Raw genomic sequence first — 14,706 nt, forward strand, 5'->3', positions numbered from 1 at the left:
TATAAAGACTGGTAAAACGCATTAGCTTTTTACACCGGTGCTGAAATGGTTTTCACTATGCTGCAAACTCAGCTCAATCTACCACCACAAACTTATATTTCTTTGGCTGCCCCTCCTCAGATAAGCTAAGGATATACACGCCACTGGGTAGGTTCTTGGTGTTTATTTCGCCGGTGCCGGTGAACTGGAACGTAGAAAGGATATGCCCGCCGATATCTGAAACATACGCCTCAATGGTTTCAGGGCTATTTGACTTAACCGTGATGACGGCGCCGCGTTTGGCAGGGCTGGGGTACACTTCCAGCAAGGGGCTTTGGATGCTTTCGGCAGCACTGGTGATGCCGGCAATCAGCCCGGTGTTTACTTTGAAAACATCCGTAAGGCATTTCTTGCCATCGGTTACTTTGTAAGTGGTCGCAACCTGGGGATTTACGGTAATGCTGCGGGTAGTGGCGCCGGTAGACCATTTGTAGGTGCCTATCCAGGAGGCAGTGAGCTTGGTGGCGGTACCTGGCGAAATATTCCTGGTCAGGGTCTTGTTCACATCATGCATGATGGTGAATTTGTCAAAGACGGTGCCATCCTTACGTAGCATCTTTCCGTCCAGCCGGTTGGCTTCAATCTCCAGGTAGAACATGCCGCCGTCATTTACCGCAAAAGGCAAGGCGTTGTGCGGATAACCAGATTGTACGTCGCCAGATGCGCCCGAGGATCCAGCCACCACATACACCGTTCCCCGGTTTCGCTTCCCAGATGGGGTGATGTAGGGGCAAGAATTGAGGCTGCCGTCATACTTGGCGCTGGAGCTGCTCTTGGCGTGGGTAAGCAGGTTGAAACTGGCCTCAGATCCGTAATAGTTGTTCAGCAAATAGGAGCGCTCGTAATTATGGCTGTGGCCGGTGAGCACCAGGTCCACCCCATAGCGTTCCAGAATGCGAATGAAGTTGCCCCTCAGTCTTCTCAGCTCTTCATCAACGTCTGAGTTGTGGCTACCCTTTGAAAAGGGCGGATGGTGCCAGTACACAATGACCCACTTTTTGCGATTAGCCTGCAAATCTTTCTTCAACCACTGCACCTGTACCCCCAGCGTGTCATAGAGTTTGGTATTATCAGCGGCTTCTCTCCCGTAAGAGTCCAGGCTGATAAAGTGTGCATTGCCCCAATCAAAAGAGTAAAAGGCCTTCGTACCTGAGGCCACCCCGCCGCACTCCCCCGCGGTGGGCATAGAGAAGTTGGTATAATAGCCGCCTCTTTCCCGGCCAGTCAGTGAGCCAATAGATTGGTATTCGTGGTTGCCTATGGCCGGAAACAGGATGTGGTTTTTAAGGATGTTTTCACCAAAAGGAGCGAAAAACTCCCTTCTATAATCTCCGTCACTGCCACCGGGGTAAGCGTTGTCACCCAAAAGGAGCAAAAGCTCGGCCGGGTTTGTCTTGGTGTAATTAAGATAGGAACTTAGAGAGCCGGATCGGTTCCCGTTTTCATTTTCCCCGCAATCGCCCAGCACGGCAATCCTTATTTTCCGGATGGTATTGTCTCCGGGAGCGGTTTTGAAATAGTTACTTTTGCCACTCTGCAGCACCTGCGTAGAGCTGCCAAATCTGTAGTAATACTTTGAGTCTGCGGTCAAACCCTTGATCCGGACCTCGTGCTTGGTGGTGAGGACCGGATCTGTAGCAGAATGGGTATACACGCCATAGGTAGTGCCCACCTGTAAGACAGAATTGGTGGGTATGTCTGTTCTCCAGCGCAGGGTGACGGCTGTTTTGTTGCCCATTTGCAAGTAGGGACCTCGCGTTAAAGAAGCCGCTACTGAACTTACTATTACATCCTGTTCCCGGTCTAGTTCTGGTTCTAAAAGGCCTGCCGGGTCTGCCTCAATTGGCTTATACCCTAATTTGTCAGCTCCTGGATGGCTGCCATGCCGGACAAAAAAAATGGCACCTCTGTAAGTGCCTTTGTTTGAAATAGATTTCCGGTTTTTCAAGTTTGCGTCTGAAGAAGTAACCCCCATGAAGGTCATTACCTTCAGACTGAATACCAACAAACCGTAAAAAGTTGTGGATGTAATCATGAGAACAGGTTAAAGGTTTATACAAATGATAAAAGCCTTTTGCCAGGCACAGGGCGGCAGGTGATCTTTTCTCAAGGTGGTAAGAGGCTATTCTGAGGTCAGAGGTTACCTAAGCTGAGAAAAACGGGGAGCTTTGGGGTATAGGGGTGAAGTTTTAGAACGATTAGGCCAGTACTTAGATAAACCAGGGTGTAAATACCACAGCCATCTTATTGTACCGGCCTTTAAAGTGCTTTGCTTTCAATTAATCTTAAAGAGATACAGCCCAATAGAGGGATACAAAAAGTCAGGGAAAGGTAATAAAGTTTTTTAAATTTATTATTAGCACCCCTAACGGTTTGGCTATGTGTTTCTTACTTTACTTTTTTTAGCTCAAAGTCTTTTCCATGCTCATGGATTACCAACTTCTCCACTTTCCCATCGCTTGCCCTAACAAACCGGAATTGGGTATTGAAATCATCCAGGAGAAAGGTGTCCTCACTTTCTGCCAGTAACCTTAAACTCCCTATTCCGCCAATTGTGGTTTGCAGCTGCCCATTTTGAACCGTAAAGTCGAAACGAAACTTATTGGTGCCGTAGGATCCCTCGTTTCTGCGCAGGACCTCTTCCGATAGTTTTATATCTTTCCGGGGGAGCCATAAGTCGTAAGGCGATTGGAACACGATGTTGGACAATCCCATAGTGATGGGCCAGAGGCTTTGACCATAGTTTCCTGCATTCTTCAACAGAATGATGGTTACCTCCTCTTCTGGGTAGTGGACAATTTCCGAAACATAGCCTGGGTAACCGCCAGCACTCTTAATGAAGTTTCTATTCCCGAAATTACCCATTTGAAAGCCATAGCCATATCCATTGTTTTTGGGTGTGAAGGCTTCTTTCCAAGTACTGGGTGAGAGTAGTTTACCTTTGGCTATGGCCTCAGTCCATTTAAAAAGATCCCCTGTGGTGCTATAGATAGAAGCGGCCGAAAAACTCACCGTAGGGTGTAGGAAGGCATATGGTTTCTGTTCCTTTTCACTAAGGAACTGGTAGCCGGTAGCTTTGCCATCTGCTGGCAAAGCCTGGAAGTCAAAACCTGAGTTGCTCATGCCCAGAGGTTCAAAGATCAGCTCCCTAACATTCTGCTCAAAGCTTTTGTCTGTTGCTTTCTCTATTACCAACCCGGCTAGATAGTAGGCAGAGTTATTGTAGCTAAAGCCCTTGCCCGGTTTGAATTCCAATGGCTTGCTGTAGAAGATATCTAGAACCTTTTGCCTGCTTACCGGATGGTTCACTACGGCGGAATCCGCCTCATCAATATCGTTGGTGTAGTTGTATATCCCAGAGGAATGGGTAAGCAAGTGCTCCACCTTGATTTTGCCTCCTTGGGGATAATCCGGCAGGAATTTGGTTAAGTTATCTTGTAAGGAAAGCTTACCCTGTTCCACCAGTCTCAGAAGCACAACAGCTGTGAAGGATTTGGTGATAGAGAGAATAGGAAAATGAGTGGCGGTGTCATTGGTGGATTTAGATACGGCATCCTTCCAACCATATGCCTTGTGAAAGATAATTTTCCCACCCTTAGACACTAATGCAGAACCATTAAACTTGTATGCATCTCTTGCAGAAACCAAGTAGGCATCTAATTTATCGGCTAAACCTGATGCATCATTACCCACCTCCATTTTGCTTTGGGCAAAAGCGCTGAAAGAAAAGAACATCAAGGCGACAAAGGCCCTAAACTTAAGCTTGATCAATCTTCTCATCTTGGTTTATTTAAATTAGCAACAAGCATCTTAACATAAAGCATAACGAACTAGTATAAACGACGGCGGAGGCCGTCGGCCGATGCTGGCGTTTATACAGTGTTAGCAACTGGCTTTTTTCTATTTGGTTGATATTGCCACTAAACCATTTTTACCATTCTCTCCATACAAATGGCTCGAAACTGGTCTATCTATGATGTTTACTCCTACAATTTCAGCTTTTCTTAGGCTTTTCAGCTTTGATTCACTTTCTGAACTTTTAATTTGCTTTCCGTTGACTATTAAAACTGGAAGTTCCTCTGTGGTGTTTTGATTGAATTCAGTCTTTGCCTTAGAGAAGTTCTTGCGTATCGCTTTTTTGCTCTGGTAACCTTTTGTAACCAACAGCACAATGCCCCTTGGCGGGGCGCAGATAAAAAGATTTTCTGCAGTAGCCTTGTCGAGGTAGTCTATTCCAATCAAGTCTGATTGTGGATAGAATCTTAACTTATTCTCTACGGAGTCCGTGTCTATGAGGTGTCCGTTCAAAACGTACAGCGCATTGCTATCCATTTTGGACGCTGGAAAAGTTTCTACAATCCAATTGTCGACATACGCCTTGTTCAATCTTTGGCCAAATGAATCTGCACATCCAATAACATAAAACGTAATGAAAAGAAATATTAACTTCATTAGATTATAATATAGCTTGTTGCTAACGGACTAGTATAAAAAACGAGCGAGGCCGTCGCCCGAAGCTTGATTTTTATACTAGTCCGTTAGCGGTTGCTTTTTCTTTCTAATTCAATTACTAAATCTTCTAAATTCTCTTTAAGCTGGCTTCTGCTCTTCAATATCAACAGATGGATTATAGTAAAGAAGAACAGCGATGAGAGCAAAGGTATCAGAATCGCTAGTCCATTGGTGCTAATTGGAAGTCCCAATAAGGCTAGAAGAGCGAAAAAGAAGATGATGAAGTAAGTCCCGTAAATGTTACTTTTATAGTACGGGATGATTTCGGCTTGTATTCTTGTTCCTATTCTATCCAGTCCGCTTATTAGTTCTATTCTTATTTTTCCGTTTCCTCCGAATGGTTTGAATGTAGATGGTCGGACATTAATCTCTATTGTGTCGGTGTCAGTAAAACTAACTTCGCTAAAGTCGATGGAAACGCTTGTGAGTTTATCGAGGAAGTTTTTCTTTTTTTCTTTCTGCTGTGAAATGTAGCCTACAACAAGGCTTTTCGGCTTATCAAGGTCGAAAGTGTAATACCTGTGATATTTTGAGAAAAGCTTCTTCATTATTTAAGTTACCGCTAACGTCTAGTATAAACGGCGGCGGAGGCCGTCGGCCGATGCTGGCGTTTATACAGTGTTGTGTGTGATGCTTTTTTATTTTTAGTACAATCTGAATGGATAATCTTTAATGAAACTCCAATTCTTGTCTTCTCTGGAGGTTACTTCTAAGTCTTTGTCCTTATGTCGTTCTTGAAGTTTTTTAAATTTTGTGGTGTAGTCGGCAGTTGGTGATGTGAAGAACCAATATTTACGGCTTCCGCCAAAAGTTTCTATCAAAAAGACAATTCCTTCCTTTTTTTGGTCGAACAAACGAATAGCTTCTCCATCGAAGTCGGAAACAGAAGTATTATAGTCCGCGGTGGGTAGTCCATTTGAATTGACATGGTCTAATGAATGAGATAAGCGCACTAATTGAGTATAGTTATTTTGAAAGCTCCAGATATTCGGGTGATTGGGTTTTCTTAAAAGTAAAGGATAACCGTCATACTCAACTTCTGTGGTAAACCAGCTGTTTTCTTTCATTTTTTCTTTCTGTTTGCAAGAAGTTAAGTGAAAAGCCAAAACAGATGCAAGTAGTAAGCTAATAAAGGCTCTTTCCATTATTCTATGCATTGCACACAACGGCCTCGTGTAAAAGACGTGCTAGGCCGTCGGCCATGGCATGACTTTTACACCATGTTGGCGGGAGTTATTTTTCTTTTTTTTATGATAATTGAGTTTAGGAGCATCAAGGAGTTCTGATTCCCTTCATCAATCAAGTCTCCTTTAAGCCATAATCTTCTGTAAATCCCTAAGTCCCTCTCGTCAGATTTGTTGAGAAATATTGCGGTAAGTTTTCTTACTTCGCCTTTGTGGTCAATTTCAGTAGAGATGTATCGATGTCCCCCGTCTAGTCCCGTTGACAAAATTCTATAATTTTCAATGAGTAATTCTGTGTCAGCCATTCTGTTGGTAGATTCCCCATATACAATTTGAAAACTCTCCAGCGGCAAATCTCACAACAGTTCCTCTATCTGAAATTTCATAAACTGGCATTGTGTAATTCTGTCCATATAATGGGTCTTGAATGTTGATTGATTCCCCAGTCCTCTTCCAATCATAATTCCAGATGTTTAAGCCACTAACAGTAAATGCTTCTCCATCAATGATAGTTGTTATATGCTTCCAGTTCTTATTCATATTAATTACCGCCAACGGTCTAGTGCATGAGGCGTGCTAGGCCGTCGGCCGTAGCATGGCTTATGCACAATGTTAGCCATAGTTTTTATTTCCTTTTCACGAGCCTATCTAGCCACCTGTCACGCTCCTTTACTACTCCTAAGTAATTGTGGTACCTGAGGCCTGAGGTTTCCGCGCTTGCGTTTTGCTCTGCCAACTCTGCGAAGTTTCCCGCCAATTCAGGTTTTCCTTTATGATTGGCGATGACCGATAGAATCGAGTAGGCTTTATACTTGTCGATTGAGAAAAGCAATCCTGCAACCCTTGATGCTAAAATCTGCTCTACAGAATCGAAAAGCTCTGTTTTGCCAGTCTTTACGACCAATTCTGAATAGTCCATGTAGGCTCCAGTCTGTACGTTTGGGTAAACAGTCTCAAAGTCGATGGCCTCTTTACAGAAGTCGATGGCTTTTTCATAGTTCCCATTAATCATCTGGATTCTTGCTAGGGTATGCAGCGACGAACTTTTGTTGAAATTGTCTTTAGGAAAGTCTGAGAGCATTTTATGCAATAAGCCCTCAGCTACCTCAAGAAGTTTTTTGTCTTTGGTTTCTGTAAGCTCAATAGCCTGTATTTTCAGGTACTGGGCGCGACCGTCTTTTCTTGCACGTCCAAGCTTGGCGAAGAATTCCGCCTCGTCCGTTTCACTCCATGTTTTTCTTCTATACCAATCTGTCATAAATTATGGCTAACGTACTTGTGTAAACGACGGCAAGGCCGTCGGCCGTGGCTGACGTTTACACGTTGTTAGCACAAGATTTTCTTTTAAGTATTTGTTTTATGCTTTTTCAACTGCTTATAAAGAAGTGGATAATCCGTACTGTCCACAGTTCTTTCATCTATTTTCAATACTGGTTGGTTTCTGAAATCTAATCTTATCTGCTGAAACTTTAAATATTTAGCCCTATTTGTAAAGAATCTAACGACGTTGAAAGGGTTAGTCGGCAAATCAGTATCCAGGTTTTTCTTAGAGTATTTAACTAGCGTATTTAAGTCCCGTTTTTTCCTGAAGGCTCCTAAGAAGTTTCTTTTGATAAGAATATTGTCGTTTATTTCATAATGCTCAATCTTCCAGATTCCGAATAAAGCAACCAAAGACCAGAAGCCAACCCAAAGCCAACCAAACACTGTCAAACTAAAGTCTGATTTTATTATCAATGGAACAGTAAACAAACAACTATATCCAATAATGACACAAGGAATAGTTATGTCGGCTTTAGTTTTCATTATTATAATTTTGTGCTAACGGCTAGTGTAAAAGGCGGCGAGGCCGTCGGCCGTAGATGCCTTTTACACTAGCCGTTAGGTAAAGATATTTTTTTCTTTTTTGATTTCTTCAAACCAGCTATAAAGTCCATTGTCCCCAAAGACTCCTTCTTCTGTTAGGTACTTTCCTATAAATTCATAAAGTGACTGAGTGAGAACCACTTCTTCTTCAGTATCATGGTTACAATTTACTATGGAATATTCTTTTTCACTTTTTAGTTGGATAGTCCAAGAGTCGCTGTATATCATGTATTCTGCAAAGTAAAAAGAAGATGTTTCTACCTCAGCTTTATATTCAAGTATTTGGGAGATTGGAATTGCGCGGAAAAGGAAGTCGTCTGAGTCGAATCCGTTACAGAAACTGTAGAAGTCGAGAATATCCTTGGGAAGTTTTTGACTAACCGATTTCTCTAGTTTAGAAATTTCTTCTTCTGTGGCAGATTTATTGAATACAATTCCTAATTCATCTGATTTTCTCTTCAATCGACCGAACAGCTCTTGGAATTGATTCATTACTTATAATTTTACCTAACGGATAGTATAAAAAACGTGCTAGGCTGTCGGCCGTAGCATGATTTTTATACAGTGTTATGCACTGGCTTTTTATTATTTTACACGATATATTTCCAATGCCTTGTCAAATCGTTGAAGGTCATACCATTTTAATTGGGTCAAATCAAATATATCGTTTGTCCTCTTTGGCTTTTTTGAATTTTCAATGTCAATTGGGTGCACTTCTTTTACTTTGATGATGTTTTTCGTTACTTCAGAAAACCCATAAAATATAGAAGTGGAGTCCCACTCAATGAAAGAAAATACCTTTTCAGCTGGTTTTAGTAAAAGGAATGGAAAGACTCCGATATTTGCTTGTTGTGGTGATGCTGGTTTTCTAAAGATAAAACATTCAGAAAGTGGTGCGTAGTCGAAGGTTTTTTCATTGTCAACCCATATCCAAGTTTCACCGGAATTAAGAATTGGCTTAGGATTATATTTGTCGTTGTATATGGCTATTAGTCCTGCGTAAGACATCATTCTCCATTCGTCGATGTTATAAATAAAAACGCCATACTTACCATCTGCTGTTTCAGTGAAAGAATCCTCCGTCCAGCTGCTTTTCTTATAAGCTTTCAAAAGAGGCGGTTCGATATTCCAACTTTTTGTTTCTTTCATATTTTAGCTTGTGCATAACGTTTAGGCTAAAAAGCGTTTCAATGCTTTTTAGGTGTTGTTGGGTGTAGTAGTTCTTCTTTCCTTTTACCTGAGTTGCCTGGGCATTCAGGATATCTGCAACCAGTTACGGGATGCAAGTAGGAGTTCGTCTCCATTCTTAGCACTATAAACCTACTTTCCTTCTTCGGCCAATTCGTTAATGTAAATGAATGCACCCTGCCATTTTCATCATAGTAGTAATCCTGCTTGTTCCCTTCCTCATCAATATAATACTTAGCCAAGTGGATACCGGTAAACAGGGAATCAGGCACGTCCACATAGTTAACTGCATTGTTCCCTTTCACGAAAACAAATCTGTAGTCGCCCTCATCCACTTCCCTACTCCCATGAAAGCCTTCCCTCCAATCAATATGAGGCAGTTCTTTGTCGACACTTGCCCAACTGATATTTCCCCCAAACCAGTAAACTGTATCCCAGTCAAAGGTGGTGAGCCTACCTAAATCTATAGTGTCGGCAACGCTTTGGGTTATTGTCTTATGTTTTCCATTTTCCAAGGCTTCTACCAACAAGTCAGCTGATTGCCACCTGTCTTTCAAATCACATGAACTTACCAAGAATGTTAAAAGGAGGAAAAGAGTCCTGCTACTACTATTCATGCGCTTTTGAAAACCAATTAAGTGTTTACTTATTTCACCCAACGGACTTGTGTAAACGGCGGCGAGGCCGTCGGCCGAAGCTGGCGTTTACACGTGGTTAGCAGCAGTTATTTTTTATAGTAACTTAGTAATGCCCTAAGACTTCTTGTGAGCCAGTCGTAAGTTCTGATTTCAAGTTTTTCTTTAGTAACCCTATTCCAAGCAGCTTTTAACTTTTGCTTAGATTCATTTTCAATTACTTCTCCTTCTCTTCCAGCTATTAGAAGTCCTTTTGGTTCTCTAAAATCCTGTAGCTTAAATACACTTCTTAACACTTCCTGATGTTCAGAGCAGAAATCTATATATTCTAATAATTGGCAAATTCCCTTATTAATTTCTGAACTAAAGTAGGTTTCATTCTTTGTTTGTGTAAACAAGGTCTGATTAGCGCCTTTTATTTCTACAACCCACCATTCCCAACCATCTGAACTTTTTCCGCCAACAATGAAATCAGGAATTAGTCCACGCTGTCCATTTTCTTGAATGTGTGGTCTAATACTTTGCTTTGGAATGATGCAGGTGGCATGGTGTCCAGTTCTATGATTATGTAAGGCGGCAGTGAAAATTTCAGGATTGTCTCTTAGGAATCTATCAATAGCAGTTTCTCCTGAGTTTGAATTTATTAACTCTTCAAATGTATTAACCTGCACATCCTTTAAGTACATTTCATGCGTTGCAAAGGGGTTTTCCGCCTTTGTTTCTTCAATAGTCTTTCGTGATGCGTTTTATAGGAAGCTCTATTTTATTCATTATTAAATTAATTGCTGCTAACGGTCTCGTGTAAACAACGTGCGAGGCCGTCGCCCGTAGCATGATGTTTACACAATGTTGGCGGGAGTAATTTTATATTTTTGATTCAGGATAAAACCATTTGTAACTGTCCACAATAAAATAGCCAAGCCCACCATAGAAAACCCTCCAAATATTTCAAAGGGAAGAAAGGTTAGTCCACTCACTACGGCAGCAATCATTATTTCTTTGTTAGACAAAGGATATCTAAGTAATAGTCGTGAAATAATAAGATACCCAATAGAACCTACAAATCCCGCCAGTATTGATATATACTTAAATTGACCATGTCCGCTATAAATCCATACACTTCCATAGTAAATAGCAATTGATAGAATCAAATGTAAACGTCGATTCAATTTATATTCCCCGTCCAAAATGGGGAAAGTTGTCATCAAAGGAAAAGTAAGACCTGGTAGGAATTGCATCAACAAAGCATATGGAGCAAAAATTTTTTCACTCAAATCAGCTGACCAACTGAACAGGAGATAAAAAGTACCTGTCAGGATTGAGTTCAACAATGGTTTATTATTTAAGTCCATCTATTAATTTATTCTTATTACCGCCAACGTTTGGGCTAAAAAGCGTTTCAATGCTTTTTAGGTGTTGTTAGCAAAAGTTTTTAGTTTTCTGCAGCTGATTAAATCTGTTTTTTGCAATAATTAGAGATTACCTCCCTGATGTATTTTATATTTTCCTCACCATTGCCGACAAACCGTCTTATCTCTTTTCCCTCACTATCAGTTAAAACAATCAACGGGATGGCAGTGAAATTAAACTTCTGTTGAATCTCTTCTATTTTGTCTTTCTTGACAATCAATTGTTGCCAATCCATTTTCTCCTTTGTCAGTGCCTTATGCCAGTTCTCGGGCTGTTCATCTATGGAAACACTTACCATGTTCAAGGCTGTACCATCATACTCTCTATAGATTTCCTTCAACGCTGGAATCTCCTCCCTACAGGGTCCGCACCAACTAGCCCAGAAAACCAGCATGTTCACCTTGGCACTTTGGTTGAAGAGCCATCCACTTTTATTTTCCGCAGTTTCCAACGTGAAATTTTGGTAAGGAAGATTAGGGTCCATTCGGTTGGCCAGATATGATTTCACTTTTTCTCCACGTAGTGACTGTTGGAGTTCCTTGTCAAATGATTTGAAAATGTCCTCTAGCTCCTTTTCTGAAAATTGGTCTTTGTTAAGGTAAATCTGACCTAAGAGGTAATAACTTGATGGATGGTCTTGGATTCTGTTTTTGAACTCATTAAGCTTTGCAGTCCTGCCTTTTCCCTCCAGATTACCCAACCACCCGAATTCACCCCTCCAGTCCTCATACATCAAATCAGTTTCTTTGCCCGCAAACACCCTTGCTTTCCCATTTCCTTTCATGTCTCCGCTTACCCTGATAAGCTCCTTGTCCAGCATAAAGGACGTTGAGTAATATTTCAGGCTGTCTTCACCTTTTGTGTGGTTGCGAAACGGAATCCTCAGGTAGCCTAGATGCATGACGTACCTGTCAAGACTATCTACCTTTCCCAAGGGCTTGTACTGGAGGGCAACTTTCGAGGGCGTAAAACCAGAATCAGGGTTTAACTTAAAAGAGAACTTGCCGTTCTCGCATACGGCAGAATCCAGATTTGCCCAAGAAATAGCGTCTGCAAGGTAAATTTTACCGTCCTGAAGATTCTTGATATTCCCCTCAATGGTTATTACTTCGAAGGGTTTTGGGGTAGAGCATGAAACAAGAATGAAGAGGATGAGAATTACTATTTGGATAAATTTCATTAATTCATTTTAAAGATTGTTGCTAACGTACTTGGCTAAACGGCGGCGACGGCCGTCGGCTGGAGCTGGCGTTTAGCCGTTGTTGGCGGTAGGTTTTCTTTTTAGTTTCTGCTTAGTTTGAGTAATTCAATCTTTGATGAAATAGCTATAAATTGAATAATGGTTTCTTCCTTTCCAGCGGTTGCCTGAAGTTGAAATCCGTCCTGGTAGCCTTGGTGGTTAGTTAGAATCCATGTCCAAACTAACTTCTTGCCCAGCAAATCTGTTAAAGGCGATGGTTCTCTTAAATCATTAACCGATATTTCATTTCCAATTTGTGCCATCTTTACTTGGTCTGTCTTGACAGTTAGCTCGTCAAGGTCGGGGTTTACAGTTAAGATTAGGCTTTCTGTAGCTGTGTTTATAGTTACTTGCTCAATCCAGTCAAAACCGTTTTTTTGCCTGTCCCAAACTTTTATTGAAATTGATTCGATTGACCCTCCGACTATACTTTCAAGACTCAAAGACATTTTTTAGTTATTTAACTTACCGCCAACGGACTCGTGTAAACAGCGTGCGAGGCCGTCGGCCGACGCATGGTGTTTACACAATGTTGGGCGGAGACTTTTTTACATTACATGTACATCATTCAAGATTAATGTCAAATACCCATCCCTTTTTAAAATAAAAAAAGCGGCTGTCAAATCACTCCATTCGTTATTTAATGGGAGGTCATACCAAATGTCCGCAATTATTTCAGCATTGTATTCTTCTTTAAATACTGGTTCAGTTAAGTAGTCAAAATCTCGATTGTGTTTTTCTCCCTCCTTACTGCTAGCCTTTTCTATTGGAGTGACTTTAAATTTTTTACCACTAAAATGAGGCTCATGGTCACCATAATTTTCAATCCACTCCTTTAAGGAATTGGGAGTCCATTCTGATTCCTTATCATGCTCAATCATCGCAAGTGCTGCGGCATAATCATCTTTAGCTAACAAGTCAACCCATTTTTCAACGGCTGATATTAAAGTCTCAGCCGAGGAGTCGAGAGGAAGTTTCAGAGTCATATATTTTACTATAGTTTACGCCCAACGGACTTGTGTAAACGACGGCGAGGCCGACGGCCGCTGCTGACGGTTACACGTTGTTGTGGTGTGTTTTTCTATTTTATGGCTATAGGTGCAAATATTTGGTCTCTGTATTTTAGAAGTGAATCCATTCTCACTTCTTGGCTATTTGTTAATTCCATGTAGGTTCTATCGAATCGGTATGTGGACTTTACAACTTGAACTAACTTCTTTCTGATATTTTCCTGGCCAATGTAGTTATCCAAAAGTCGGCGATAAAGTATTATTTCAGCATTTGTTCTATTCAATTCATTCGTAAAGCAATGTCCAGCCGTTTTTAAATTACAGAACGAATTGTTGAAAAGTCGCCACTCATATTGTGCTTCTTGGTCAATATGCTTAACAGCCCGTTTGATAGCTGGGTCGGTTATAAAAAGTGAAATCAGGATGACTAAAAGACCAAGAGTAATAAATGTCGGTTTCTTTTTCATTATTTAAATGCACCACAACGTACTTGTGTAAACGACGGCGATGGCCGTCGGCCGAAGCTGGCGTTTACACGTGGTTGTGTGACGTTTTTATTTTATTTGCAGAGTCTTTATAACATTTTCTACATGCTTTAGCTCTTCGTTATTAGATTCAATTGTTTCCCTTTCTTTGTCGGTAGTATAGGATACCACAAACATGGTATTATCTCTGCCAAACATCCAATTGTAGATTAATAGCTCTTCCGCATCTTCTTGAACATATTCTTTATAGAAGACACAATCAAAATCGCTTAACTTTACAATTGAAGCATTGTCTGAACTTCTTTCTTCAAGTTCTTCTGCCAACAATTCAGGAACAGTGTCTATTCCTTTCTTATTATCCCACCTTACAGGAGTTATCCTAAGACTCCCCTTCCAGTCTTCTGCGTCGTAAAATAGGTAAGTCCCGTCTCTATCTTCAAATTCATCCCAGTTGGATGGCAATTGGGTTGTAAACCAGCTTTCTTCAGAATTAAATTCTTTGTAATTCATTTTATATTGACAGCCAAGGCTACCTAAAATTAAAGTCAATAAAATTACTGTTTTCTTCATTTTTAAAATGACACACAACGGGCCGCGTGTATGCAAAGCCCGCAGCGAAGCAAGGGTTTTGTATACACTGTGTTAGGGGTTGTCTTTTTATTGGTCAAGTGTCGTTTCAATAAATCCAATAGCTTCAGCAACTGTTACTGAAAAAACACCAGCATTGCCTTTGTCAAATTGCTCTTTCCAGTCGTCATAACCATCTTCAAATTCAGGCAAGGTAGAATTTGATTCTTTTAAATCAGTTAAGCTTTTATCTAAAGCTTCGGGACTAAAAGGCATATGACTGATTTTGTGTCCATAGTATTCTCCAGTCTTTGGTCCATTAATACTTACATTATCAATTGCTACGTGGACGACAATTCCAGCTTTGGGATATTCTTCAATCTTTAGAATTGTCAAATATGAGTCTTTTTCACCTTTCCTGGTTTTGTAGTCCCAAACTTGTCCGACTTGATATTTCATTTTTAGATTGTCTATTTTAGTTTCTCTCTGTTGGAAACCACAACTTTGGGTGGTAAAGCAAATTATCCAGAAAGTCAGCGAAATTAAATTTTTCAAATTCTTGAAATTACC

General features: G+C 40.9%; 20 protein-coding genes. All 20 read right to left on the minus strand.

The features are described 5' to 3' along the window. Nucleotides 1–73: 73 nt before the first annotated feature. On the minus strand, nucleotides 74–2,074 hold the full coding sequence (locus tag ACW9SV_RS21200) for a metallophosphoesterase (RefSeq protein ID WP_479558781.1): 2,001 nt from the start codon (nucleotides 2,072–2,074) through the stop codon (nucleotides 74–76). A 353-nt stretch (nucleotides 2,075–2,427) separates the two neighbouring features. Further along, nucleotides 2,428–3,819: a serine hydrolase domain-containing protein gene (locus ACW9SV_RS21205; RefSeq protein WP_479558782.1), complete on the minus strand. Its 1,392-nt coding sequence runs from the start codon at nucleotides 3,817–3,819 to the stop codon at nucleotides 2,428–2,430. A gap of 120 nt (nucleotides 3,820–3,939) precedes the next feature. Further along, nucleotides 3,940–4,491 (minus strand): hypothetical protein, encoded by a 552-nt coding sequence (locus ACW9SV_RS21210; RefSeq protein ID WP_479558783.1) that lies wholly within the window; start codon nucleotides 4,489–4,491, stop codon nucleotides 3,940–3,942. 86 nt (nucleotides 4,492–4,577) lie between these two features. After that, nucleotides 4,578–5,099 carry a hypothetical protein gene (locus ACW9SV_RS21215; protein ID WP_479558784.1) on the minus strand — a complete coding sequence of 174 codons (522 nt, stop codon included), beginning with the start codon at nucleotides 5,097–5,099 and terminating at the stop codon, nucleotides 4,578–4,580. A gap of 96 nt (nucleotides 5,100–5,195) precedes the next feature. Then, nucleotides 5,196–5,696 carry a DUF695 domain-containing protein gene (locus ACW9SV_RS21220; protein WP_479558785.1) on the minus strand — a complete coding sequence of 167 codons (501 nt, stop codon included), beginning with the start codon at nucleotides 5,694–5,696 and terminating at the stop codon, nucleotides 5,196–5,198. Nucleotides 5,697–5,764: 68 nt separating this feature from the next. Further along, nucleotides 5,765–6,040 (minus strand): hypothetical protein, encoded by a 276-nt coding sequence (locus tag ACW9SV_RS21225; RefSeq protein ID WP_479558786.1) that lies wholly within the window; start codon nucleotides 6,038–6,040, stop codon nucleotides 5,765–5,767. Then, a complete protein-coding gene (locus ACW9SV_RS21230) occupies nucleotides 6,033–6,275 on the minus strand; it encodes a hypothetical protein (RefSeq protein ID WP_479558787.1) in 243 nt (80 codons plus the stop codon). The genes ACW9SV_RS21225 and ACW9SV_RS21230 overlap by 8 nt, the downstream gene beginning before the upstream one ends. An 85-nt stretch (nucleotides 6,276–6,360) precedes the next feature. Beyond that, entirely contained in the window at nucleotides 6,361–6,993 is a 633-nt protein-coding gene (locus ACW9SV_RS21235) for a hypothetical protein (RefSeq protein WP_479558788.1), read from the minus strand. Between the two features lie 86 nt (nucleotides 6,994–7,079). After that, a complete protein-coding gene (locus ACW9SV_RS21240) occupies nucleotides 7,080–7,541 on the minus strand; it encodes a hypothetical protein (protein WP_479558789.1) in 462 nt (153 codons plus the stop codon). A 75-nt stretch (nucleotides 7,542–7,616) separates the two neighbouring features. After that, nucleotides 7,617–8,093: an SMI1/KNR4 family protein gene (locus ACW9SV_RS21245; protein ID WP_479558790.1), complete on the minus strand. Its 477-nt coding sequence runs from the start codon at nucleotides 8,091–8,093 to the stop codon at nucleotides 7,617–7,619. 93 nt (nucleotides 8,094–8,186) lie between these two features. Beyond that, nucleotides 8,187–8,750, minus strand: a complete 564-nt coding sequence (locus tag ACW9SV_RS21250) for a hypothetical protein (protein WP_479558791.1) — start codon at nucleotides 8,748–8,750, stop codon at nucleotides 8,187–8,189. 38 nt (nucleotides 8,751–8,788) lie between these two features. After that, nucleotides 8,789–9,406, minus strand: a complete 618-nt coding sequence (locus tag ACW9SV_RS21255) for a hypothetical protein (RefSeq protein WP_479558792.1) — start codon at nucleotides 9,404–9,406, stop codon at nucleotides 8,789–8,791. 107 nt (nucleotides 9,407–9,513) lie between these two features. Further along, nucleotides 9,514–10,110: a Shedu anti-phage system protein SduA domain-containing protein gene (locus ACW9SV_RS21260; RefSeq protein WP_479558793.1), complete on the minus strand. Its 597-nt coding sequence runs from the start codon at nucleotides 10,108–10,110 to the stop codon at nucleotides 9,514–9,516. 153 nt (nucleotides 10,111–10,263) lie between these two features. After that, nucleotides 10,264–10,776 carry a hypothetical protein gene (locus ACW9SV_RS21265; protein ID WP_479558794.1) on the minus strand — a complete coding sequence of 171 codons (513 nt, stop codon included), beginning with the start codon at nucleotides 10,774–10,776 and terminating at the stop codon, nucleotides 10,264–10,266. A gap of 98 nt (nucleotides 10,777–10,874) precedes the next feature. Continuing rightward, on the minus strand, nucleotides 10,875–12,014 hold the full coding sequence (locus ACW9SV_RS21270) for a thioredoxin-like domain-containing protein (protein ID WP_479558795.1): 1,140 nt from the start codon (nucleotides 12,012–12,014) through the stop codon (nucleotides 10,875–10,877). Between the two features lie 101 nt (nucleotides 12,015–12,115). Beyond that, nucleotides 12,116–12,523, minus strand: a complete 408-nt coding sequence (locus tag ACW9SV_RS21275; RefSeq protein WP_479558796.1) for a DUF6334 family protein — start codon at nucleotides 12,521–12,523, stop codon at nucleotides 12,116–12,118. Nucleotides 12,524–12,622: 99 nt separating this feature from the next. Continuing rightward, entirely contained in the window at nucleotides 12,623–13,060 is a 438-nt protein-coding gene (locus tag ACW9SV_RS21280) for a DUF7668 domain-containing protein (RefSeq protein WP_479558797.1), read from the minus strand. 95 nt (nucleotides 13,061–13,155) lie between these two features. Next, complete coding sequence (locus ACW9SV_RS21285) at nucleotides 13,156–13,551, minus strand: hypothetical protein (protein WP_479558798.1); 396 nt, start codon at nucleotides 13,549–13,551, stop codon at nucleotides 13,156–13,158. 87 nt (nucleotides 13,552–13,638) lie between these two features. Continuing rightward, nucleotides 13,639–14,139 (minus strand): DUF3805 domain-containing protein, encoded by a 501-nt coding sequence (locus ACW9SV_RS21290; RefSeq protein WP_479558799.1) that lies wholly within the window; start codon nucleotides 14,137–14,139, stop codon nucleotides 13,639–13,641. 87 nt (nucleotides 14,140–14,226) lie between these two features. Continuing rightward, nucleotides 14,227–14,706, minus strand: a 480-nt coding sequence (locus ACW9SV_RS21295) for a hypothetical protein (RefSeq protein WP_479558800.1), incomplete at its 5' end; no start/stop codon positions are given.

Source organism: Rufibacter sp. JT20002 (genome assembly GCF_056491185.1).

Coding starts and splice junctions, on each gene's coding strand:
- ACW9SV_RS21230 (WP_479558787.1), bottom strand. CDS start 6,275: ATGAATAAGAACTGGAAGCATATAACAACTATCATTGATGGAGAAGCA.
- ACW9SV_RS21280 (WP_479558797.1), bottom strand. CDS start 13,060: ATGACTCTGAAACTTCCTCTCGACTCCTCGGCTGAGACTTTAATATCA.
- ACW9SV_RS21235 (WP_479558788.1), bottom strand. CDS start 6,993: ATGACAGATTGGTATAGAAGAAAAACATGGAGTGAAACGGACGAGGCG.
- ACW9SV_RS21205 (WP_479558782.1), bottom strand. CDS start 3,819: ATGAGAAGATTGATCAAGCTTAAGTTTAGGGCCTTTGTCGCCTTGATG.
- ACW9SV_RS21225 (WP_479558786.1), bottom strand. CDS start 6,040: ATGGCTGACACAGAATTACTCATTGAAAATTATAGAATTTTGTCAACG.
- ACW9SV_RS21285 (WP_479558798.1), bottom strand. CDS start 13,551: ATGAAAAAGAAACCGACATTTATTACTCTTGGTCTTTTAGTCATCCTG.
- ACW9SV_RS21200 (WP_479558781.1), bottom strand. CDS start 2,074: ATGATTACATCCACAACTTTTTACGGTTTGTTGGTATTCAGTCTGAAG.
- ACW9SV_RS21260 (WP_479558793.1), bottom strand. CDS start 10,110: ATGTACTTAAAGGATGTGCAGGTTAATACATTTGAAGAGTTAATAAAT.
- ACW9SV_RS21210 (WP_479558783.1), bottom strand. CDS start 4,491: ATGAAGTTAATATTTCTTTTCATTACGTTTTATGTTATTGGATGTGCA.
- ACW9SV_RS21255 (WP_479558792.1), bottom strand. CDS start 9,406: ATGAATAGTAGTAGCAGGACTCTTTTCCTCCTTTTAACATTCTTGGTA.
- ACW9SV_RS21290 (WP_479558799.1), bottom strand. CDS start 14,139: ATGAAGAAAACAGTAATTTTATTGACTTTAATTTTAGGTAGCCTTGGC.
- ACW9SV_RS21275 (WP_479558796.1), bottom strand. CDS start 12,523: ATGTCTTTGAGTCTTGAAAGTATAGTCGGAGGGTCAATCGAATCAATT.
- ACW9SV_RS21265 (WP_479558794.1), bottom strand. CDS start 10,776: ATGGACTTAAATAATAAACCATTGTTGAACTCAATCCTGACAGGTACT.
- ACW9SV_RS21245 (WP_479558790.1), bottom strand. CDS start 8,093: ATGAATCAATTCCAAGAGCTGTTCGGTCGATTGAAGAGAAAATCAGAT.
- ACW9SV_RS21215 (WP_479558784.1), bottom strand. CDS start 5,099: ATGAAGAAGCTTTTCTCAAAATATCACAGGTATTACACTTTCGACCTT.
- ACW9SV_RS21220 (WP_479558785.1), bottom strand. CDS start 5,696: ATGGAAAGAGCCTTTATTAGCTTACTACTTGCATCTGTTTTGGCTTTT.
- ACW9SV_RS21270 (WP_479558795.1), bottom strand. CDS start 12,014: ATGAAATTTATCCAAATAGTAATTCTCATCCTCTTCATTCTTGTTTCA.
- ACW9SV_RS21250 (WP_479558791.1), bottom strand. CDS start 8,750: ATGAAAGAAACAAAAAGTTGGAATATCGAACCGCCTCTTTTGAAAGCT.
- ACW9SV_RS21240 (WP_479558789.1), bottom strand. CDS start 7,541: ATGAAAACTAAAGCCGACATAACTATTCCTTGTGTCATTATTGGATAT.